The sequence below is a fragment of the Vibrio renipiscarius genome (assembly GCF_000827885.1).
Taxonomy (GTDB): Bacteria; Pseudomonadota; Gammaproteobacteria; order Enterobacterales; family Vibrionaceae; genus Vibrio; species Vibrio renipiscarius.
Genome location: NZ_JTKH01000001.1, coordinates 22,345 through 42,261, shown reverse-complemented (window position 1 = coordinate 42,261; position 19,917 = coordinate 22,345). Strand labels below are relative to the sequence as shown.

Annotated in this window: 18 protein-coding genes; 9 read left to right on the top strand and 9 right to left on the bottom strand. The window is 45.9% G+C overall.

Annotation, left to right across the window (positions count from 1 at the left end):
- Positions 1–74: 74 nt before the first annotated feature.
- Entirely contained in the window at positions 75–869 is a 795-nt protein-coding gene (locus OJ16_RS00235; protein ID WP_040986011.1) for a cytochrome C assembly family protein, read from the bottom strand.
- A gap of 182 nt (positions 870–1,051) precedes the next feature.
- Here OJ16_RS00235 and ffh point away from each other — a divergent pair, with 182 nt between their 5' ends.
- The 5 genes from ffh (at position 1,052) to rplS (ending at position 4,652) form a co-directional block, all read left to right on the top strand.
- Positions 1,052–2,431, top strand: a complete 1,380-nt coding sequence (gene ffh, locus OJ16_RS00230; protein ID WP_040986009.1) for a signal recognition particle protein — start codon at positions 1,052–1,054, stop codon at positions 2,429–2,431.
- 213 nt (positions 2,432–2,644) lie between these two features.
- The gene (gene rpsP / locus OJ16_RS00225; protein WP_004410028.1) at positions 2,645–2,893 is read left to right on the top strand and encodes a 30S ribosomal protein S16; all 249 of its coding nucleotides are present in this window, start codon (positions 2,645–2,647) and stop codon (positions 2,891–2,893) included.
- A 24-nt stretch (positions 2,894–2,917) separates the two neighbouring features.
- Positions 2,918–3,472 (top strand): ribosome maturation factor RimM, encoded by a 555-nt coding sequence (gene rimM, locus OJ16_RS00220; RefSeq protein ID WP_040985989.1) that lies wholly within the window; start codon positions 2,918–2,920, stop codon positions 3,470–3,472.
- Between the two features lie 27 nt (positions 3,473–3,499).
- Entirely contained in the window at positions 3,500–4,249 is a 750-nt protein-coding gene (gene trmD, locus OJ16_RS00215) for a tRNA (guanosine(37)-N1)-methyltransferase TrmD (RefSeq protein ID WP_040985987.1), read from the top strand.
- Between the two features lie 49 nt (positions 4,250–4,298).
- Positions 4,299–4,652: a 50S ribosomal protein L19 gene (gene rplS / locus OJ16_RS00210; protein WP_040985985.1), complete on the top strand. Its 354-nt coding sequence runs from the start codon at positions 4,299–4,301 to the stop codon at positions 4,650–4,652.
- Between the two features lie 329 nt (positions 4,653–4,981).
- On the opposite strand, the gene yacG is transcribed toward rplS, so the two are convergent.
- The 8 genes from yacG to mutS all read right to left on the bottom strand — a co-directional run bounded on the left by yacG (position 4,982) and on the right by mutS (position 13,761).
- Complete coding sequence (gene yacG, locus OJ16_RS00205; protein WP_040985983.1) at positions 4,982–5,176, bottom strand: DNA gyrase inhibitor YacG; 195 nt, start codon at positions 5,174–5,176, stop codon at positions 4,982–4,984.
- A gap of 74 nt (positions 5,177–5,250) precedes the next feature.
- Positions 5,251–5,991, bottom strand: a complete 741-nt coding sequence (gene zapD / locus OJ16_RS00200) for a cell division protein ZapD (RefSeq protein WP_040985981.1) — start codon at positions 5,989–5,991, stop codon at positions 5,251–5,253.
- A gap of 33 nt (positions 5,992–6,024) precedes the next feature.
- A complete protein-coding gene (gene coaE, locus OJ16_RS00195; RefSeq protein ID WP_040985979.1) occupies positions 6,025–6,633 on the bottom strand; it encodes a dephospho-CoA kinase in 609 nt (202 codons plus the stop codon).
- Positions 6,634–6,637: 4 nt separating this feature from the next.
- Positions 6,638–7,507, bottom strand: coding sequence for a prepilin peptidase (locus tag OJ16_RS00190; protein ID WP_040985977.1), 870 nt, complete (start codon positions 7,505–7,507; stop codon positions 6,638–6,640).
- A gap of 51 nt (positions 7,508–7,558) precedes the next feature.
- On the bottom strand, positions 7,559–8,782 hold the full coding sequence (locus OJ16_RS00185; RefSeq protein ID WP_040985975.1) for a type II secretion system F family protein: 1,224 nt from the start codon (positions 8,780–8,782) through the stop codon (positions 7,559–7,561).
- A 32-nt stretch (positions 8,783–8,814) separates the two neighbouring features.
- Positions 8,815–10,521 carry a type IV-A pilus assembly ATPase PilB gene (gene pilB, locus OJ16_RS00180; protein WP_040985973.1) on the bottom strand — a complete coding sequence of 569 codons (1,707 nt, stop codon included), beginning with the start codon at positions 10,519–10,521 and terminating at the stop codon, positions 8,815–8,817.
- A complete protein-coding gene (locus OJ16_RS20250; protein WP_040985971.1) occupies positions 10,521–10,958 on the bottom strand; it encodes a pilin in 438 nt (145 codons plus the stop codon). Before OJ16_RS20250 ends, pilB begins: the two co-directional genes overlap by 1 nt.
- Positions 10,959–11,193: 235 nt before the next feature.
- Positions 11,194–13,761 (bottom strand): DNA mismatch repair protein MutS, encoded by a 2,568-nt coding sequence (gene mutS / locus OJ16_RS00170; RefSeq protein ID WP_040985969.1) that lies wholly within the window; start codon positions 13,759–13,761, stop codon positions 11,194–11,196.
- A gap of 84 nt (positions 13,762–13,845) precedes the next feature.
- On the opposite strand from mutS, the gene pncC reads away from it, so the two are divergent.
- The 4 genes from pncC to OJ16_RS00150 all read left to right on the top strand — a co-directional run bounded on the left by pncC (position 13,846) and on the right by OJ16_RS00150 (position 19,874).
- A complete protein-coding gene (gene pncC / locus OJ16_RS00165) occupies positions 13,846–14,334 on the top strand; it encodes a nicotinamide-nucleotide amidase (protein ID WP_040985967.1) in 489 nt (162 codons plus the stop codon).
- Positions 14,335–14,548: 214 nt separating this feature from the next.
- Positions 14,549–15,589: a recombinase RecA gene (recA, locus tag OJ16_RS00160; protein ID WP_040985965.1), complete on the top strand. Its 1,041-nt coding sequence runs from the start codon at positions 14,549–14,551 to the stop codon at positions 15,587–15,589.
- Between the two features lie 325 nt (positions 15,590–15,914).
- Entirely contained in the window at positions 15,915–18,512 is a 2,598-nt protein-coding gene (alaS, locus tag OJ16_RS00155; protein ID WP_040985963.1) for an alanine--tRNA ligase, read from the top strand.
- A 153-nt stretch (positions 18,513–18,665) separates the two neighbouring features.
- Positions 18,666–19,874 carry an aspartate kinase gene (locus OJ16_RS00150; RefSeq protein WP_040986268.1) on the top strand — a complete coding sequence of 403 codons (1,209 nt, stop codon included), beginning with the start codon at positions 18,666–18,668 and terminating at the stop codon, positions 19,872–19,874.
- Positions 19,875–19,917 lie beyond the last annotated feature (43 nt).

Genomic DNA, 19,917 nt, shown 5'->3' with positions numbered 1-19,917 from the left:
GTCAATTTTTTATATGGAACGTCGTTCTTTATTTTGGTAATAAAAAAGCACAACGAGTGTGCTTTTCTAAAGGGTTAGTTGAGGATTATCTCACGAACAAATCGGCTGCCAAAGTAGGCCAACGTAAGGATGCTGGCACCAGCCACCGCAAACCAAGTCACTTTTTTTCCTCGCCAGCCTTTTTGGTAGTGTCCCCAAAGCAGCACGGAATAGATGATCCAAGCAATAAAAGAAAGAATGCCTTTGTGTGCTTTTCCTTGAGCAAACATATCCTGCACAAAGGTAAAGCCCGTGATCAGTGTGGCGGTTAATAATAGATTTCCGATCAGAATGATTTTAAACAGCTGACGTTCAATCAACATCAATGGTGGAATGTTAGGGTTGATCGCGAGGGCTTTTTTGTTTTTAAGTTTGTTATCTAACCAAGCGAGTTGTAACGCATAAAGCGCCCCAATCGTCAGAGTGGAATAAGAAAACAAAGCCAAAGAAATATGGATCAGCAGTTTTGGGTCATTCTCGAAATGGGTCATGTAGGAGCTGGGCAGAAAAGCGGCGGCGCTGAGGTTAATCGCAGAGAAACTGTAAACCACAGGCAATAAAAACCAAATCCGAGTTTTAAACATGGCGATACTCATCACCATTGAAACAATAAAACTAATCAGGGAAGCCACATTCAAAATACTGAGATTTTGCCCTGAGTCGGCAAAGATAAGATCGCTGAGAGACCAAGCATGAAAAAACAGCGCGAGAAAGGCACTGATTAAGACTGTTTTGGCGCGAATGCCGGTTTGATGCACGAGGCCAGGAATGATAGTGGCGATGGCTAATACGTAAAGTATTGCTGCGCTTACCGCGATTAAGTTATCCATTACTCTCAATTAAACTGGTCGATTTTTAACAAATTATACCTTGCATCCCCGGCTTGGGCCATGGCTTATATCAAGTCAATTGTAAGAGATGAGAGATCAAATTCTAATCGCCTAGTGCCAAGTCAGGCTTGGCTAAGGTATACTCATAGTAATATGTCGCCGAAATTAGCGAAGAGTAAAGGATGTTTGAGAATTTAACGGATCGCCTATCCAAGACCCTGAAAAACATCAGTGGTAAAGGACGTCTGACTGAAGACAACATAAAAGAAACCTTACGTGAAGTCCGTATGGCACTTCTGGAAGCCGATGTGGCGTTACCAGTGGTGCGCGACTTCATTCAACGTATTAAAGAAAGCGCTGTGGGTGTCGAGGTTTCGAAATCTCTGACACCGGGCCAAGAATTTATCAAAATCGTTCAGGCTGAGCTTGAAGCGGTTATGGGTGAGTCGAACGAGGCGCTAAACCTTGCCGCTCAACCACCTGCGGTTATCTTGATGGCGGGTCTACAAGGTGCGGGTAAAACCACCTCGGTAGGTAAACTATCAAAACTGCTTAAAGAGCGTGAGAAGAAGAAAGTATTGGTTGTTTCTGCTGACGTGTATCGCCCTGCGGCGATCAAGCAGCTAGAAACGCTAGCGACCGATATCGGTGTTGATTTCTTCCCTTCTTCAGCGGACCAAAAGCCACTTGATATTGCTAATGCGGCAATCGACCACGCGAAGAAGAAATTCTACGACGTACTGATTGTCGATACTGCGGGCCGTTTGGCCGTCGATGAAGTGATGATGGCGGAGATCCAAGATCTTCACGCGGCAATTAACCCTATCGAAACGTTATTCGTTGTTGATGCAATGACGGGTCAAGATGCGGCCAATACCGCGAAAGCGTTTGGTGATGCAATCCCGCTAACGGGCGTAATCTTGACGAAAGTTGATGGCGACGCGCGTGGTGGTGCGGCACTGTCTGTTCGCCATATTACGGGCAAACCAATCAAATTCTTGGGTGTGGGTGAGAAGACCGACGCACTAGAACCATTCCACCCTGATCGTGTTGCATCACGTATTTTGGGTATGGGTGACGTACTGTCACTGATTGAAGATTTGCAACGTAATGTTGATACTGAAAAAGCAGAAAAGCTTGCGAAGAAATTCAAAGAGAAGAAAGGCTTCGATTTGGAAGATTTCCGCGAGCAGCTTGGTCAGATGCAGAACATGGGCGGCATGATGGGCATGATGGATAAGCTGCCAGGCATGAGCAACTTACCGGCCAACGTGAAAGATAAAGTTGATGACAAGATGTTCCATCAGATGGAAGCGATCATTAACTCGATGACGATGAAAGAGCGTCAGCGCCCTGAACTGATTAAAGGTTCACGCAAAAAACGTATTGCAGCAGGTTCGGGTACACAAGTACAAGATGTTAACCGCCTGCTGAAACAGTTCACTCAGATGCAGAAGATGATGAAAAAAATGCAGAAGGGTGGCATGAAAGGAATGATGCGTAATATGCAAGGTATGATGGGTGGCGGCATGGGTGGTGGTTTTAACCCGTTTGGTCGTTAATCATACAAACACAAATGAAGTTTCAAGGTGTTAGCTAAATCACATACTTCTTTTCAGATTTGTGGTGGTGAAAAAATAGCTTAAACACCTTGCATTGCTCCCTAATAAGAGTAAAATTCCGGAGCTTTATTTTGGCACGAGACCCCAAACTGTTTAACTTAATTAGACGGTTATTGGGGTTAATTTTATTTTTGAGAAAGCAAAGAGGACGACATGGTTACCATTCGTTTGGCACGTCACGGCGCTAAAAAGCGTCCATTTTACCAAATCGTAGTTGCGGATAGCCGTAACGCTGCAACTGGCCGTTTCATCGAGAAAGTAGGTTTCTTTAACCCTACTGCTCAAGGTCAAGAAGAAGGTCTACGTCTAGACCTAGATCGCGTTAACCATTGGGTTGGTCAAGGCGCATCTCTATCTGACCGCGTAGCTAAGCTAGTTAAAGACGCTCAAAAAGCGGCTTAATTCTTTTTTAAAGAGAAATAGCTTATGTCGATGAAGGGTAAAGAAACTATGAGTGAGCAAAATAACAGAATCATTGTGGGTAAACTTGGGTCTACCTATGGTATTCGTGGCTGGCTTAAAGTGTTCTCCTACACAGACAATGCTGAAAGTATTTTTGATTATAGCCCTTGGTATTTAAACCAAAAAGGCGAATGGGTTGAGTACAAAGTAGAAAGCTGGAAACGTCATGGCCAAGGTTATGTATGTAAACTAGCAGGGTTAGATGTTCGCGAAAGTGCGCAACTGCTAACCAACTTTGAAATTGCTATTGACCCTGCGGTACTTCCTGAGCTGTCAGAAGAAGAATTCTACTGGCGCGAATTGTTTGGTATGCAAGTTGTAACCACTAAAGGTTACGATCTAGGTGTCGTTACCGACATGCTAGAAACGGGCTCAAACGATGTTCTGGTTGTTAAAGCGAATCTTAAAGATGCTTTCGGACAAAAGGAACGGTTAATCCCGTACCTTGAAGAGCAAGTGATCATCAAAGTTGATCGCGTCGCTCAACGGATCGAAGTTGACTGGGATCCTGGATTCTAATTCCAAAACTACAGAGCGAGAGAACACATGTGGGTTGGCATAATTAGCCTTTTTCCTGAAATGTTCCGTTCTGTTACTGATTTTGGAGTAACAGGTCAAGCGGTTAAAAAGGGTCTTTTATCTATTGAGACATGGAATCCCCGTGATTTCACTCATGATAAACATCGCACTGTTGATGATAGACCTTACGGTGGTGGTCCAGGTATGTTGATGATGGTTCAGCCTTTGCGCGACGCCATTCAATCTGCCAAAAAGGCTTCACCGGGAAAGACGAAAGTTATTTACCTATCGCCTCAAGGTCGCAAACTCGACCAAGCTGGGGTTGAAGAGTTGGCAACAAACGAGAACTTGCTTCTTATTTGTGGTCGCTATGAAGGGGTAGATGAGCGCATCATTCAATCTGAAGTTGACGAAGAATGGTCAATTGGGGATTTTGTGATGACGGGTGGTGAAATACCAGCCATGACGCTAATTGACTCAGTATCAAGGTTTATTCCTGGTGTACTTGGAGACTTTGCGTCAGCAGAAGAAGATTCTTTTGCAAATGGTTTGCTAGATTGCCCTCATTATACGCGCCCTGAAACGTTGGATGGCAAAGATGTACCTGCGGTACTAATGTCAGGCAACCATAAGGACATTCGTCGCTGGCGATTATCGCAATCGCTAGGCCGTACTTGGCTAAGAAGACCAGAACTCCTGGAAAACCTAGCTCTGACTGACGAACAGGAACAATTACTGGCTGAATTCATTAAAGCGCATCGCGCAGGTGAAAAGTAAGCAGTAACCTATTTTATTAAGTATCAGTTTATTCTAGGAATTTATTAAAATGAGTAACATCATTAAAGCTCTTGAAGATGAGCAACTAAAAACAGGTCTACCTAAATTTGCACCAGGTGACACTGTTATTGTACAAGTTAAAGTTAAAGAAGGTGAGCGTGAGCGTCTACAGGCTTTCGAAGGCGTTGTAATCGCAATCCGTAACCGTGGTCTACACTCAGCTTTCACTGTACGTAAGATCTCTAACGGTGAAGGTGTTGAGCGTACGTTCCAAACACACTCTCCAGTAGTTGATAGCATTGAAGTTAAACGCCGCGGTGCAGTACGTCGTGCCAAGTTGTACTACCTACGTGAGCGTTCTGGTAAGTCAGCTCGTATCAAAGAGAAACTTACTAAGAAGTAATGCTATAACTAGCGTTCTCATAGTATTTAGCGGAGACCATTTGGTCTCCGCTTTTTTGTTTTAGGTGCTAAGCGGGGCTATCTCATGACCGTTTCGTCATCGGTATTCATTTACTCGCATTGATATCAACGAAACACCCTCTTCACTTTACGCTCGCAAAATACCCTGTGCATCGCTCTCAAAAAATTTGAGACTCATATCAATCAACATCAGATTTTGATTTTTAGATCAATGCTTATCCGATGACTGACCTTGATGGGTATTCGCAGACAACAAAAAAGCCGATGTTTTCACATCAGCTTTCGATTCTTCTTAGCGCCTTGATTTGATCAGTATTGGTCTTCTGACCAACCATCGCTGTCAGACATGTCGGGAGCGCCTGCGATGCTGTTTTCTTCATCGGCCCATTCGCCAAAGTCGATCATTTGGCATTGCTTACTGCAAAATGGACGGAACGGGCTCTGCTCGCCCCACACGACCTCAGTACCACATTGTGGGCAAGGAACTTTAGTTATATTCGTCATAAATCAGGATTGTTCAGTAAAGGTTATGGCCAGTATAGCAACTAGGGTTGTATGCGTAATTAAGCTTTATACGATTAACCGCAAACGGCCAATTCAAATTCAACGTTACCGGTAAAGGCTTGTCCCGATTTAAAATCAATAAATTTGATGGCAAATCGGTTCTTATGGCCAGAAATCATGGGGTACACGCCAAAATGCATGGGAATGTGTAGACGCAGAATATTCGCTTCTTCGGCATCGCTTTGATAGAAGCCGTTATGAGCTTGCTGCATCATTGATTGGCCGGTTTCTCGGCTTAACTTTAGCCACAGCTTCAGTGCATGAGATAGCGACGTTAATGTTTCCATCCAGTTGCAAGCATCGGCTTGTTTGGCCTCTTGGGCTAAATGCAGCCAGTGGTCGAGAGCGGGTAAATCAAAACAACACGCACCACCGGGTAAGTTAAAGCGCTGGCGAATCGCACTCAAAAAACGATCTTCTTTCAGGCTTTGTCCAAAGCGTTCTGCTGCCATTAACTGGCTATGAACTTGGTCGACTTCGAGAAGAATTGTATTCAACATTTCTTGGTCTACGCCATCAAAATTTCGCCAATTCCGATAGGTCTGGCGTTGCTTTTCAATATCTTTCGCCAGCTCACTTTTGAGCTGAATCTGTTCAAATATTTCTAATAAATCAAAGAGGGCGCGAAAAAAATTAAGATGCTGTAAATCGTCACTAAAGTGCGATGAAGCATTCAACTGATGCAATAGCGCCTCTACGCGAAGATAGATGCGGGTTTTCTCGTTCAGCGGATGTTCAAAGTAGTGAGTAGTCATTAATTGCAGCTCTGAATTTCTGTAAGGTTATTCTCACCGATTTGTACTACACATTTCTAGGTACTTTTTATGTAATTTTGTGATTTGGTACAAAAGTTGTTGGTTTTTTGTGTGGTTTGTAATCACATCATTAGCAATCGCAAGCCGTGCTTCTCGGCTGGCTTGAGATTTCAATATCGATTTTGCTTGGTTTTCAGAAACGCCATCACGGTTCATGGTTCTTTCTATTTGCGTAGACTCATCGACATCCACCACCAAAATATGGTCAGCAAGGGTTTGAAGGTTGTTCTCGACCATTAGCGGAATAACTAACAAGGCGTAAGGGCTGGTGACTTGCTTGAGTTGTTGGGTCATCCGCAGGCGAATTAATGGGTGCAACAGGGCGTCTAGCCATTGTTTTTCTTCTGGCTGGGCAAAGATAATCTCACGCAGTCGAGGGCGGTTTAATACGCCGTCATGAGTCAGTAGTTCATCACCATAGCGCGATAGAATTTGACGTAATCCTTCGCTACCTGGCTCGACGACTTCTCGAGCAATAATATCGGCATCAACGATCTCTATCTGAAAGTGATCGTGAAATAAATTGGCGACGGTGGTTTTTCCACTCGCGATTCCACCGGTTAGGCCAACAACAAATGCCATCAGATTATGCTCCTAATAGAAAACGATAGTAACTATATAGGATTTGTTCCCCCCACAACATGGCAATCCAACCCGCAATCGCTAAGTAGGGCCCAAAAGGAAAGGCTTTATCAATGCCTTTACGTTGCAAGCGCAATTGGATGAGGCCGAACACTAACCCGACGAGCGAGGACATCAGAATGATCATGGGTAAATACTGCCAGCCAAGCCAAGCGCCTAATGCTGCTAACAGTTTGAAATCACCGTAGCCCATGCCTTCTTTTTTTGTCAGCAGCTTAAAGCCCCAGTAAACACTCCATAAGCACAGGTAACCGGCCATCGCACCGATGATTGAATCTTGCAGGCTGATAGGGCTAATGCCAAATAATGCTAATGCAATGCCGCTCCACATGAGTGGTAAGGTGAGTTGATCGGGCAGAAGCATGGTGTCGAGATCAATAAACGTCGCAGCAACCAAAACAAAGGTGAAGAATAGCAGTGCAATTGAGTAGTAGTCGGCAGGCAAGCTTGTGCTAATCAATAAACACAATCCCCCGGTGAGTAGTTCAATTAACGGGTAACGAACACTGATGTTACTTTTGCATTGGTGGCATTTTCCGCGTAATAGCAACCAACTAATGACGGGGATATTATCGATCACTCGAATCTGCGTTTGGCAGTGAGGGCATCGAGAACGTGGCACGCTAAGGTTAAAAACACCCGTTGGCGCTTCAATGTGACTGTTCGGGAAGTTTTCCACGCATTCTTGGCGCCATTCTCTTTCCATCATGATCGGTAGGCGGTGGATCACCACATTGAGAAAACTACCGACAATAAGGCCGAATACCGTGGCTAGTAGAGGAAATAGCCAAGGGTAATAGATAAACAGTTCCATAAATAACTCGTTAAAGGCGTGAGCGCACAGACTTAATAGTGAGCGGCCATTTTAGCCTATAACATTCATTAAATTAAATATTGGTAAATAGATTGCGATCACCATGCTGCCAACCAATACGCTGAGCAAGACGATGATCATCGGTTCAAGGATCTTCCCTAAGTTATCGACGGTATCATCAATTTCAATTTCGTAGATGGTGGCGACTTTATTGAGCATTTCATCAAGTCGCCCTGCTTCCTCACCAATCATCATCATTTGCAGGGGCATTTCAGGAAAGGTGTTGCTGTGGCGCATCGCTAAATAAAGTGGCATCCCTGCAGCTGTCTCTTTATGGACACTTTCGATCGCCGCTTGATAGTAGCAATTGTTGGTCGTTTTCGCGGAAGATTTCAAACACGATAAAATAGGAATACCTGCCCCAAAGCTGGTTGCCATTGTGCGGCTAAATTTGGCGATCGCCGCTTTTGAGAGTACGGAACCGATAATGGGCATGCGTAAACTGAGCCGACTGAAGTAGAGTCGTATATTGTACGAACGTGCACGAGCAAATTTTATCGCGATAAACACAATCGCGAACGAGGCAGCAATCATAGGCCCATGGTCTCGAGCGAAGTAGGAGACATTGAGTACTTGCTGGGTAAACCATGGTAAATCGGCGCCAAAGCTGTTGAACATGGATTCAAACTGGGGGATAACCATGGTTAACATGCCCCAACTGACGATGAGTGCAACCGCTAACACCATAGATGGATAAATCATGGCTTTAATTACTTTGGCTTTGAGGCGCTCCGATTTTTCTCGGTAAGAGGCAATACGTTCAAACACTTGCGCTAAATTACCGGTCGCTTCACCGGTAGCAATTAAGTCGACATAAAGAGGATCAAAATGCTTCGTCTCTTTTAATGCACTGCTTAAGGGCATGCCCGACTCGACATTCTTTGATAGATTGAGTAACAGCGATATCATCTCTGCTTTTCTATGGTTATCGCTGACCAATTTTAGCGCTTGTATTAGCGGGATACCGGTTGCCAACATGGTTGAAAGTTGACGAGTGAGCAAGGTGATGTCTTTGGTTTTGATCTGCTGTAAGCGTTTCTGTATGGCTGAGACTTTATGCGAGGAAATCTTTTGAATGCGAATTTTTTGTGATTTCAAACGATCGCGTACTTCACTTTCACCAAGCGCAAGAAATTTCCCGGAGACTAAGCGACCGACGGTGTTCGTGCCTTTCCAGCGATAGACTTTGAGTTCAACTTTAGGTTTATTTGCCATTATTCAGACCTATTATTTCAATTAAGAACCGTTTAAGTTAAGAAAAGGACGCGTTGTAATTCTTGTAAACTGGTCTCTCCGGATAAGAGTTTTTCCATTCCCGATTCTTGAAGCGTCATCATGCCTTGTCTTCTGGCGATTTCTTCGGTTTCTTTGGCTCCGGCTTGTTTTAAAATCGCATGATGCAAATCCCCACTCACTTCCATGACTTCAAACAGTCCGAGTCGACCATGATAGCCATGGTTGCAATGCTCACACCCCGAGCTATTCGCTTGAAAAACTGGAGTGGTATCGCCAAGTGAAAAATGGGCTAATAAAGCAGGGCTTAAGGTCGAAAGATCGAGATCGCAAGGTAGTTTGCAATGGCGACACAGTTTTCGGATCAGTCGCTGGGCAATAATTAAGCTCAATGATGATGCTAGGTTGTAGGGTTGGATCCCCATGTTTTGCAGTCGAATCAAGGTTTCTGCTGCGGAGTTGGTATGCAGCGTCGATAGTACTAAGTGGCCCGTTTGGGAGGCTTTAATCGCAATTTCCGCCGTTTCAAGATCGCGAATTTCACCCACCATAACAACATCGGGATCTTGGCGTAAAAAAGATCGCAGAGCCGTCGCAAAATCAAACCCGATGTGCGGTTGAACTTGCACTTGATTGATCCCGGGCAGATTTATTTCTACGGGGTCTTCTGCAGTCGCAATATTAACCTGCGACGTATTCAGAATGCTTAAACCGGTATACAAGGAAACGGTTTTGCCGCTGCCGGTTGGACCGGTCATTAAAATCAAACCTTGAGGTTTCTTTAAGGCGTTGAGGTAGCGATTTTTTTGCTCTTCGTTGTACCCAAGGCGATTTATGTCTAACGTTGCCGCGCTACTTTCTAGTAACCGCAGTACCACTTTTTCTCCCCATAAGGTGGGAAGGGTGGATACACGCATATCCACAGAAAGTTCGGCGTTAAGTTTTACTTTGGTTCGGCCATCTTGCGGCAGTCGGCGTTCGGCAATATCAAGGTTGGCGAGAATTTTTACCCGAGTCGATAAGCGACGGCCAAGTTGCGCGGCGGGTTGATGGCTTTCGACCAAAATACCATCGCAACGCAAGCGAACGCGATAAAACTTTTCGTAAGGTTCAAAGTGGATATCTGAAGCACCTTTGCGAATCGCCTCGAGCAAAATTTGGTGAATGTAACGACTGACCGGTGCCTCATCTTGGCTGAGGTCTTCAATGTCACTCAGCTCTTCATCACTTAGGCTAACCAGTTGTTCAAGCTCGAAAGCGTTAATCTCTTTTTTCGCCCCACCATCAGATTGAAGGTTGCGCCCATACAGTGAATAGATGGCTTTCTTTGTTGAGCTCAGATCGGCAAGAACCAATTCAACTTGTAAGCCGGTAGCAAAGCGGAATTCATCTTCGACTTCGCTGCTGGTCGGGTCGGCGATCGCGACAGTAAGCGTTTGTGCATCCTGCTTAATGGGAATCGCAGTAAATTTTTGAATTAGAGAGCTGAGGCCAAGATGGTTACAGAGATCTGCATAGCGATATTGGCTTAAATCGACTTTTGGAATGGAAAAATAGTGACTGAAAAACTCAGCCAGTTTGGCTGAGTTGAGTTGAGGAAGTTCAGCGACCTGTTCCAATAATGCCAGCGATGATGGGCAATCTTGGTTCCTAAGGTCGACCTCTTGTTCAGGAGAGAGTATCCCCTCCTGAACAAGAACTTTAAGCAGGTATTGGTTCATTAATTACTTGGGCACCAAGCGCCGCTCACAGAGCAACCGATATTCCACACTAGACCTGATGCACTTGAGGCTGCTGTCAGTTTAACATATTGACCACCAGTGATTGTCCCTTTGCTGGCTGAAGCCTTAACACTAGACGTAATTGTAGCAGTGCCTCCTGAAACAGATGATACTACGGTATACGTATTGAAATCTTGCTCGGTGGGCACACCATGCTTGCCCGGAGTGCACTCAGAGGCTGGATTTGAAGCTAAGCAGATGGCAAGGCCTGTTTTTACTGCTGACATTGAATTTAACATCTCTGTAGCATGAGCCTTGGTTGTATAGTTCTGGTAGGCCGGAACGGCAAACATGGAAAGGATGGCAATAATCGCCACTACGATCATCAGTTCGATAAGGGTAAAACCGCGTTGAGCGCGGGCAAGTTGTTTGTTCATATGAATCTCCACACATTAGAATTTTCGATGCGCTTAGAATGAGGGAGGGTGAGATTTATTAACAATGAGTTTTGTGTTTATTCCGATCGGTCATTCGACTTGAAATGTTAAGTTACAACTTGTTACGAACATCTTTAGAACCAGATCGCGATAACTCATCGTATCGTGAACAAAAAATGCCGCAGCGATTAATCGATACGGCATTATGGTGGCGCTTTAGTTCTAAACTTTCGTTCTAGATTAGTCGTTTTAAGCGATACAAGGCCTCTAGAGCTTGGCGTGGCGTTAGATCGTCAGGGTCAATATTGGCCAAAGCTTCTTCCACTTCACTTGGCTCGGGAATCAAACTCAGCTGATTAGCAATGTCGACCGCATTGCTTGCCAGTGTTGAAGAAGGGGTCGCAAGGCTAAGTTGTTCGAGCTGAGTCAGCTTAGCGCGTGCTTGCTTGATGACGGCTTTTGGTACACCAGCCAGGCCTGCAACCGCGAGGCCGAAAGATTTGCTGGCCGCGCCTTCTTGTACGGCGTGCATAAAGGCAATGCTATCACCATGTTCAATTGCATCTAAGTGGACATTCGCCAAGTGAGGAATTTGCTTCGGCAACTCGGTTAATTCAAAATAATGCGTAGCAAACAGGGTGAGTGCGCCGATTTGCTTCGCTAACCATTCGGCACTTGCCCAGGCGAGAGATAGGCCATCGTAGGTACTGGTGCCGCGACCAATTTCATCCATCAACACTAAACTGCGTTCAGTCGCGTTGTGCAGGATATTCGCTGTTTCGGTCATCTCCACCATAAAGGTGGAACGGCCAGAGGCGAGATCATCCGATGCGCCGATACGGGTAAAGATACGGTCGATTAAGCCAATGTCGGCCGTTTCTGCAGGCACGTAAGAGCCGATGTGCGCCATGAGAGCGATTAAGGCAGTTTGGCGCATATACGTTGATTTACCCCCCATGTTCGGGCCTGTGACAATCAGCATTTTACGGCCAGCATTGAGCTCGACGGGGTTCGCAATAAACGGTTCGTCCATTACTTGCTCAACCACAGGATGACGACCACCGAGGATATTGATCCCCGGTTGCGTAGTTAACGTTGGTCGACAGTAATCTAAACTATCAGCACGCTCGGCTAAGTTTTGCAGTACATCAAGCTGAGATACGGCAGAAGCCAAATTTTGCAACTGCTCTAAATGTGGCAATAAGAGGTCGAACAGCTCTTCCCAGAGTTTTTTCTCAATCGACAGTGCTTTCGATTTTGAGCTTAGCACCTTGTCTTCATGTTCTTTCAATTCGGGAATGATATAGCGCTCGGCATTTTTCAGCGTTTGGCGACGCACATAGTGTGCAGGCACTAGGTGGCTTTGCCCTCGGCTTACCTGAATAAAGAAGCCGTGCACGGCATTGTAGCCAACTTTGAGCGTATCAATGCCATTCTGCTCACGCTCTTCGCGCTCGAGCTTATCGAGGTATTCGGTGGCGCCATCAGCCAAGTCACGCCACTCATCAAGCTCAGCGCTATAACCTGAGGCTATCACGCCACCTTCGCGGATCACCACGGGTGGGTTCTCTTTGACTGCGCGCTCAAGCAAATCACAAACATCATCAAGCGGCGCGGCGTATTGAGCGAGTTTGGCGAGGTAAGGGTGATTAAGGCCGTTAACGACTTCGGCTAGCTCAGGGAGTTGTTGCATTGCGTGGCGCAGGCGCGCGAGATCGCGTGGGCGAGCAGATCGTAGAGCGAGTCGCGCGAGAATACGCTCAATGTCACCAATCTGTTTGAGCACTGGCAGGAGATCGCCAAACAGGCTTAAATCTTTGATCTCACTGATCGCATCAAGGCGTTGATTAAGCGTATCGGCGCAGCGCATTGGCTGGTGTAACCAGCGTTTGAGCATTCGGCTACCCATAGGCGTCGCCGTTTTATCCAGCACTTCCGCAAGCGTATTGCTTAAGCCGCCAGCAAGGTTCTGAGTGATCTCGAGGTTGCGCCGGGTCGCTGCATCCAAGATAACTGAGTGATCTTGTCGGTCAAACGTCAGTGAACGAATGTGCGGCAATGCTGTGCGTTGGGTATCTTTAACATATTGAATCAAACAGCCCGCAGCACACAAACCTAGCGTGGCATTTTCAACGCCAAAGCCAACTAAATCACGCGTGCCGAACTGCTGGTTTAGTTGCTGTTTCGCGGTGTCGATTTCAAATTCCCACACAGGACGGCGTCGATTGCCCGTGCGTGACGCCATCAAATTTACGGCGTCAAAATCTTCAGGGAAAAGCAGTTCGCGAGGCGAGGTGCGTTGAAGTTCGGCAGCCATCGCCTCTTCGGTTTCTGGCTCGGTAAGCTGAAAACGGCCAGAAGTAATATCAAGCGTCGCATAACCAAACTTATCATTATGTTGATAGATAGCTGCAATCAAGTTATCAACACGCTCAGATAAGAGTGCTTCGTCGGTCACCGTGCCCGGCGTAACGATACGCACCACTTTGCGTTCAACAGGCCCTTTGCTGGTCGCGGGATCGCCAATTTGCTCACAGATCGCGACGGATTCACCCAATTGAACCAGCTTAGCGAGGTAGCCTTCTACCGCATGGTAAGGCACGCCAGCCATAGGAATGGGTTCACCAGCTGAAGCCCCACGCTTGGTGAGTGAGATATCGAGTAATTGCGAAGCGCGCTTGGCGTCATCATAAAAAAGCTCATAAAAGTCACCCATCCGATAAAACAACATAATCTCAGGGTTTTCGGCTTTCAACTTAAGATATTGCTGCATCATTGGGGTGTGTTTTTGTTCGGCTTTCACGGCTAACTTCTTTCGTTTATGACAATTGCGGCTTAGGATACGTCAATCGATCTCAGGCGAAAAGTCACAATCAGGATTTTGAATATGGAATCACACCAAATATTGAGTACAGAACTGGGTAGACTATTGGCAAAGCACTCTCAAGTGCTTTCCACCGCAGAGTCATGTACTGGTGGTGGTGTCGCCACTGCCGTCACAGATATTGCAGGCAGTTCAGCATGGTTCGATCGTGCATTTATCACCTACAGTAATGAAGCTAAGATGGAAATGTTAGCGGTGTGCGCTGAAACGTTAGATCAATACGGCGCCGTCAGTGAGGCCGTCGTGCAAGAAATGGTGACTGGCGCTCTCAAATATTCAAACGCCACCATCGCGGTATCGATCAGCGGCATTGCCGGACCGGGCGGTGGCAGTGAAGATAAGCCAGTGGGCACGGTGTGTTTTGCTTGGGCGGATGTGAATAGCTGGCAAGCGGTCGAAACAGTGCGTTTCTCTGGCGATCGCTGCGCGGTTCGTTCACAAGCGGTTGAATACGCGTTAAAAACACTGTGTGATTATTTGACAGAGTGTTGATAAAAGTTGAGTCCAAGATCATGGTTTCACTATCGCGAGTTTAAAATGGTCGTGAGATCAGTACTCTATCGAGTGAAATCAAAAAAATGTCACACAGCTATAGACACTGTATGAATCAACAGTATAATGACACTCATTGATTGTTCAGTGTCACTGGACAGGACTCAACAAAATTTTTTATTCATCAGCGATGATGGGTAGTTTGGAGAAAGTGATGGACGAGAACAAACAGAAGGCGCTCGCCGCTGCGCTAGGTCAGATTGAAAAGCAATTTGGTAAAGGCTCAATCATGCGCCTTGGTGATAACCGCACAATGGATGTTGAAACCATCTCTACCGGTTCACTTTCTCTAGATATCGCATTGGGTGCTGGTGGCTTACCAATGGGTCGTATCGTTGAAGTTTACGGTCCAGAATCTTCAGGTAAGACGACGTTAACACTTGAGTTGATTGCCGCTGCGCAACGCGTAGGTAAAACTTGTGCCTTTATCGATGCTGAGCACGCGCTTGATCCTATCTACGCGAAGAAGCTCGGTGTTGATATCGATGCTCTATTAGTCTCTCAGCCTGATACAGGCGAACAGGCTCTAGAAATCTGTGATGCGTTAGCGCGTTCAGGTGCGATTGATGTTTTGGTTGTCGACTCAGTAGCAGCACTAACACCAAAAGCAGAAATCGAAGGTGAGATGGGCGATAGCCACATGGGTCTGCAAGCTCGTATGCTTTCTCAAGCAATGCGTAAGCTAACCGGTAACCTTAAGCAGTCAAACTGTATGTGTATCTTCATCAACCAAATCCGAATGAAAATTGGTGTGATGTTTGGTAACCCAGAAACCACGACCGGTGGTAACGCACTAAAATTCTACGCGTCTGTGCGTCTTGATATCCGTCGTACGGGTTCAATCAAAGATGGCGACGAAGTCGTGGGTAACGAAACGCGTATTAAAGTGGTTAAGAACAAGATTGCTGCGCCATTTAAGCAAGCTGAAACACAAATTCTTTACGGCCAAGGCTTTAACCGTGAAGGTGAGCTGGTTGACCTAGGTGTAAAACACAAGCTGATTGAAAAAGCGGGTGCATGGTACAGCTACAATGGTGACAAGATCGGCCAAGGTAAAGCGAACGCGTGTAAGTATCTAAAAGAGAATACTGAGGCGGCGAAAACCATCGATAGCAAACTGCGTGAAATGCTATTAACTCCGGTTGAACCAGAAGAGCCAGAAGTCGGCGAAATGCCACAAGAAGAAGAGTTCTAAACGTTTAGAATTATCGAAGCCCTGCTTATCTAGCGGGGCTTTATTTTATCCAGTGATCCTTTGGCCGAATATTATCGACAAGCACGCTGAAAATCAGTGTGTACTCGGAGTGAATGGATCGCGAGTAATATCAGCGTAAAAAGCGTGGCGGCGCACATTGAACCTAATAGATTGTTTTAGTAGCAATTGGCACTCTTTTCCCCGTCAGGTCAGAAAAACACCACAAAAACCCCACAAATAGAGCCATGGCGAAACTAGCATCTAGTGCTTGCTTATGTGTACAATACAGCAAAATTCTATCTCGACTATTTTCAGGAAGAGCTGCATGTACATGAGCACAGATGAGGTTCGTAACGCGTTCCTTAAGTTCTTTGAAACCAAAGGACACCAAATCGTAGAAAGTTCATCGTTAGTACCGCATAACGACCCAACCCTGCTTTTCACTAACGCAGGTATGAACCAATTTAAAGATTGTTTCTTAGGTTTAGAAAAACGCGCCTACACTCGAGCGACTACGGCTCAACGCTGTGTACGTGCTGGTGGTAAACACAACGACTTAGAAAACGTTGGCTTTACTGCTCGCCACCACACTTTCTTTGAAATGCTAGGTAATTTCAGCTTTGGTGATTACTTCAAAGAAGATGCGATCGCGTTTGCTTGGGAATTCCTAACGGAAACCCTTCAGCTACCAAAAGATCGTCTACTGGTCACTATCTATGAAACCGATGATGAAGCGTTTGATATCTGGAACCAGAAAGTAGGCATTCCAGCGGATCGCATTATTCGTATCGGCGATAAGAAAGGTGGTAAACCATTTGAGTCAGATAACTTCTGGCAAATGGGTGACACTGGTCCTTGTGGTCCATGTACTGAAATCTTCTACGATCACGGTGATCACATCTGGGGTGGCCGTCCTGGTACTCCTGAAGAAGATGGTGACCGCTTTATCGAGATCTGGAACAACGTATTTATGCAGTTCAATCGTCAAGCTGACGGCACGATGGAACCGCTACCAAAACCATCGGTAGATACGGGTATGGGTATTGAGCGTATTTCTGCAATCATGCAGGGTGTTCACTCAAACTACGAAATCGATGTATTCCAAGCGTTGATTAAAGCTACCGCTGAACTGATTGGTTGTGAAGACCTATCGAATCAATCGCTACGCGTTATTGCTGACCACATCCGCTCATGTTCATTCCTTATCGTTGATGGTGTAATGCCTTCAAACGAAGGTCGTGGCTATGTACTGCGTCGTATTATCCGTCGTGCAGTTCGCCATGGTAACAAGATTGGTGCACAAGGCGTGTTCTTCCATAAACTGGTTGGCGTACTTGCTGGCATTATGGGCACCGCAGGCGAAGAGCTGAAACGTCAACAAGTGTTGGTAGAAAAAGTTCTACGCATCGAAGAAGAGAACTTCGGACGCACTCTTGAACGTGGCATGACAATTCTAAACGAAGCGTTAGATAACATTGATGCATCCGGTCCAGACGGCAAAGTATTAGACGGTGAAACCGTATTTAAACTTTACGATACTTACGGCTTCCCAGCTGACTTAACGAACGATGTCGCTCGTGAACGTGAATTTACGATCGATGAAGAAGGTTTTGAAAAGGCAATGGAAGAGCAGCGTCAACGCGCACGCGAAGCCGGCCAATTTGGTACTGACTACAATGCAGTAATCAAAACCGACGTAGAAACTGACTTCTGTGGCTACACGGGCACTGAAGGTGAAAGTGTTATCGCAGCATTGTTTGTTGAAGGCAATGAAGTGGATTCTCTATCGGCTGGCGACAAAGCGATCATCGTTCTAGAAGAAACGCCATTCTATGCAGAATCAGGCGGTCAGTCTGGTGATGCTGGTGTACTGAAAACAGAATCAGGCCTATTTACCGTTGAAGATACGCAAAAGCTAGGCAATGCAATTGCTCACCACGGTGTCTTAACGGAAGGCGTATTCGCGAAAGGCGATAAAGCACACGCTATCGTTGATGCTGTTCGTCGTACCGCGATTACTCTAAACCACTCTGCGACGCACTTATTGCATGCAGCGCTGCGCAAAGTATTAGGTGAGCACGTGACGCAAAAAGGTTCATTGGTTAAAGCGGACAACCTGCGTTTTGACTTCTCGCACCTTGAAGGCGTTACAGCAGCTGAACTTAAAGAAGTCGAGCGTATCGTGAACGCGCAAGTGCGTCGTAACCACGACATTGAAACCAACGTGATGGATATTGAGTCTGCGAAGCAAAAAGGCGCAATGGCACTGTTTGGTGAGAAGTACGATGACGAAGTTCGCGTACTATCAATGGGCGAGTTCTCAACCGAGCTTTGTGGTGGTATCCACGCTGAAAACACCGGTGATATTGGTCTGTTTAAGATCACCTCTGAAGGTGGTATCGCAGCGGGTATTCGTCGTATTGAAGCGGTAACGGGTGAAGCGGCGCTTGACGTTATTGAAGCGCAAACGGCGAAATACGAAGAGAAATTGGCAGAAGCGGCGAACAAAGCGAAATCGCTAGAGAAAGAAATTCAACAGCTGAAAGACAAGTTGGCTTCTCAAGCAAGCGCGAGCCTAACGGATCAAGTGAAAGACATCGCGGGTGTGAAAGTGTTGATTGCACAGCTTGATGGCGCAGACAACAAAGCACTACGCGGCATGGTTGATGAGCTGAAAAACCAAATGGGCAGCGGCATCATTATGCTAGGCAACGTTGCTGACGATAAAGTTGGTTTGATTGCTGGTGTGACTAAAGATTTAGTTGGCAAAGTAAAAGCTGGCGAATTGGTTAACATGGTGGCACAGCAGGTTGGTGGCAAAGGTGGCGGTCGTCCTGATATGGCGCAAGCGGGCGGTACCGATGCGGCAGCATTACCAGCGGCTCTTGCAACAGTTGAAGCTTGGATTGCTGAGCGACTGTAAGCTATAAAATAGAAATGAACGCTCAACCATTGGTTGGGCGTTTTTTTTGGGTGTTTGAATATTAGGATGATAAGTAAAATTACCCCGCAGCATGGTCATTATTACTTTTAATGATGGCGAAAATGGACTCAGTTCTTAGGAGGATAGAGGGTGGTGAGTAAGCCTCTGATTGTGCAAAAGTTTGGTGGAACCTCGATGGGAACAATTGAAAATATTCATACGGTTGCCAAACATATCATCAGCGCAAAAAAATCAGGAAATCAGCTCGTTGTCGTTGTTTCAGCCATGTCAGGTGAAACCAATCGGTTAATGGCACTAGCAAAACAAGTCGATAACGTCCCAACCGCAAGAGAATTAGATGTCTTACTCTCCGCTGGAGAGCAGATGTCAATGGCGCTATTGGCGATGACATTGAATAAGTTGGGTTATCCCGCCGTATCTTTAACGGGCTCTCAAGCCAACATTATGACCGATAACCGTCATAATGACGCTGCGATTCAACGCATAGACACGACACGAATCTACGATTTGTTGGCGTTGGATAAGATAGTGATCGTGGCGGGATTTCAAGGCGTGAATACAGCGGGTGACATTACTACGTTAGGGCGCGGCGGATCGGATACAACCGCAGTGGTGCTGGCCGGCGCTCTTAGTGCTGCCGAATGTCAAATATTTACCGATGTCGATGGTGTCTACACCATTGATCCGAGAATCGTCCCAACAGCGCAAAAGTTAGCGGTTATCGATTTTCCATCGATGGCGAGCATGGCACAGCATGGCGCAAAAGTTTTACATTTACCCTCGGTTCACTATGCATGGACACATCAAGTGCCATTAAGAGTGCTTTCCACCTTCGATGCTTCTCCGGGGGAGGTTTATTCAGGCACCTTAGTGAAAGGCAATGATTGCCATCAGGCGATATGTGGCTTTGCTATTCAATCCGACATGTGTCTGATATCAATGAAAAGAACCGCATTAGCGGATGTGCAAAAACAGTGTCAAATGTTAGGGATTATGATCTGGAATGTGATCGAACGTCCAGAATGGGTTGCTATAGTGATAAAACAGGACGTTTACACTAAGCTTGAGCTAGTCATTGAGAGCAAAATTAGTAATAGTGAGCCTATAGGCTTAGTCACTGCCGTGGGAGTACAGGCTGAACAATTGGCCAAAGGCTGCCATCAAAGGCTGGCTGAACAAGGTATCACGGTGATTGATACAGTATTGAATCCGCTCTCGATTACTTTCGTTATATCTCCAGATAGTATCGACAAAGCTGCAAACATACTGCACCATGCTTACATAAATTCAAGTGACGTTGCCAATTCTCAACAAAAATGCATCGTAGTAGAAACGATTTAATAAAGAATAGAGTTTACGAAAATATAACTTTTGTTGGATAATA

Bases quoted from the DNA above. Each gene is read 5' to 3' on its own strand.
- OJ16_RS00235 (WP_040986011.1), bottom strand. From the start codon at position 869: ATGGATAACTTAATCGCGGTAAGCGCAGCAATACTTTACGTATTAGCC.
- ffh (WP_040986009.1), top strand. From the start codon at position 1,052: ATGTTTGAGAATTTAACGGATCGCCTATCCAAGACCCTGAAAAACATC.
- rpsP (WP_004410028.1), top strand. From the start codon at position 2,645: ATGGTTACCATTCGTTTGGCACGTCACGGCGCTAAAAAGCGTCCATTT.
- rimM (WP_040985989.1), top strand. From the start codon at position 2,918: ATGTCGATGAAGGGTAAAGAAACTATGAGTGAGCAAAATAACAGAATC.
- trmD (WP_040985987.1), top strand. From the start codon at position 3,500: ATGTGGGTTGGCATAATTAGCCTTTTTCCTGAAATGTTCCGTTCTGTT.
- rplS (WP_040985985.1), top strand. From the start codon at position 4,299: ATGAGTAACATCATTAAAGCTCTTGAAGATGAGCAACTAAAAACAGGT.
- yacG (WP_040985983.1), bottom strand. From the start codon at position 5,176: ATGACGAATATAACTAAAGTTCCTTGCCCACAATGTGGTACTGAGGTC.
- zapD (WP_040985981.1), bottom strand. From the start codon at position 5,991: ATGACTACTCACTACTTTGAACATCCGCTGAACGAGAAAACCCGCATC.
- coaE (WP_040985979.1), bottom strand. From the start codon at position 6,633: ATGGCATTTGTTGTTGGCCTAACCGGTGGAATCGCGAGTGGAAAAACC.
- OJ16_RS00190 (WP_040985977.1), bottom strand. From the start codon at position 7,507: ATGGAACTGTTTATCTATTACCCTTGGCTATTTCCTCTACTAGCCACG.
- OJ16_RS00185 (WP_040985975.1), bottom strand. From the start codon at position 8,782: ATGGCAAATAAACCTAAAGTTGAACTCAAAGTCTATCGCTGGAAAGGC.
- pilB (WP_040985973.1), bottom strand. From the start codon at position 10,521: ATGAACCAATACCTGCTTAAAGTTCTTGTTCAGGAGGGGATACTCTCT.
- OJ16_RS20250 (WP_040985971.1), bottom strand. From the start codon at position 10,958: ATGAACAAACAACTTGCCCGCGCTCAACGCGGTTTTACCCTTATCGAA.
- pncC (WP_040985967.1), top strand. From the start codon at position 13,846: ATGGAATCACACCAAATATTGAGTACAGAACTGGGTAGACTATTGGCA.
- recA (WP_040985965.1), top strand. From the start codon at position 14,549: ATGGACGAGAACAAACAGAAGGCGCTCGCCGCTGCGCTAGGTCAGATT.
- alaS (WP_040985963.1), top strand. From the start codon at position 15,915: ATGTACATGAGCACAGATGAGGTTCGTAACGCGTTCCTTAAGTTCTTT.